The organism is Nocardiopsis sp. TNDT3 (genome assembly GCF_003427465.1).
In the GTDB taxonomy this organism is placed as follows: Bacteria; Actinomycetota; Actinomycetes; order Streptosporangiales; family Streptosporangiaceae; genus Nocardiopsis; species Nocardiopsis dassonvillei.
In genome coordinates this window covers 1-1635 of the sequence record NZ_QPFC01000730.1, presented here as the reverse complement: position 1 = coordinate 1635, position 1635 = coordinate 1, and the positions used below count along the sequence as shown (strand labels likewise).

The following is a 1635-nucleotide window of genomic DNA, read 5'->3' as shown; positions in this document are numbered from 1 at the left end:
CGTCCGTGCCGGAGCGGTGACCTGGGCGGACGCGTTCTCCCGGGGCTCGGCGGGCTCGGACGCGGTCTCCTCGGGCGCGCGCTGTTCCCGGGTCGCGGACGGCGCGGGCGCGGACAGCTCGGCGGCGTACTGTTCGGCGGAGGGCCGTTCGGACGGGGAGGCCACGGGGGCGCCCTCCTCCCGGGCGGACCGCTCCGACGCACTCTGCTCGGGCGCGGACTCCTCGGCGGCGGCCTTCTCCGGAGCGGGTGCGGAGGCGGTGGGCCGCGCGGACTCGGACGGTCCCGTCACGGTCTCCCGGGACACCTGTTCCTCGGCGGCGAGCTGTTCGAACGCGGACGGCCGGGGCTCGGCCTCCTCGGCGGCGGACGGCTCGGGGGCGGAGCGGTCCGCTCCGGTGCCCGCGGGTTCCGCGTCCGCGGACGATCCGGAAACCGCCTCCTCGGAAACGGAGGGTGCGGACGAGGAAGGCCGCGTCGTGCTCTCCTCCACGGCGGGCCGCCCGATGACGGAACCGTCCGACCGGGTGTCCGGCCGCGCGGAGACCTCCGACGCGGCCCCGAAGCGGGCCGTGTCGTCCGGCTCGGCCTCGGACCACAGTGCACCTGGCCGCTCGGGCACGGACGGCGCGGCCTCGGCCGACTCGGTCTCGGACCGGTCGGTGTCGGCCTTCCCGGCCGCGGGCGCGTCGGTCTCCCAGAAGTCGGTGTTCCAGACGTCGGCGTCCCAGAAGCCCTCCTCCGAGGCGTCGGCCGCCTTGGCCTTCCTGATCCCCTTGGTCCTCCTGGGCTTCGCGGCCGCCTCGGCCCTCTTCTGGTCCTTCTCGCCCACAGCGGCATCAACCGCATCGACTGACTCGGTCGACTCGGTCGACTCAGCCGTCTCTACCGGCTCGTTCGCCTCCGCCGTCTCAACAGCGGTCTGCTCCCCCAGGGCGCCGAGGAACGGCTCCGCGAAGGAACCGGCCTCCTCCAGCGCGACGTCCGGGACAGTCTCCGCGGCGGCCTCCGCGGCGGCCTCCGGGCTCGGCACCCGGTCACCGGTCTCCTCCAGGGCGGGCGAGGAGTGGCGGTAGGCGCGGACGGCGTCCATGACCTCCTCGGCGGTCGCGCCGGGCCAGGAGCAGTGGAAGACCGGGTTGAGCGGAGGGCTGGTCTCGGTGATGAGACCGTCCTCCTCGATGACGCAGCTGCCCCCGAGCGGCCAGCGGCCCAGGACCACGGCCGTGATGCCCTGCTGCTGCCCGTGCAGCAGCAGACCCGACAGCGCGGTCTCGTGCTCGGAGGTGGGCGAGGTCACCAGGGCCAGGGGCGTGTGCGGCCGCTCCCCCGGTTCCTCGACGATCTGGTGCAGCTCGCGCTGGAGGACGGTCAGGGCCTCCTCCATCGTGCCGACCATCCGCACGGGCTCGCAGGGATGCGCGCGCAGCAGGTCGCGGCCCCGGTCGCCCACCAGGCGGGCGGCCTCGGCCTCGGTGAGCAGCACGCGCACGGCGTCGCCGTTGAGGCGGTCGAGCGCGTTGACGATGAGGCGCCGGGCGGCCCCCGCCGCACCCGGCCCGGTGATGCCGAGGCCGGGCACGTGGTCGAGTTCCACCGTCACCCGCTCGTCGATCTCGTCCCCGGGGGTGGGGCG

1 pseudogene is annotated in these 1635 nt (G+C 75.4%); it reads right to left on the bottom strand.

The window, feature by feature from the left end:
- Window positions 1-1635 (bottom strand): annotated as a pseudogene (locus DQW06_RS18090) (flagellar motor protein MotB); the annotation flags it as partial.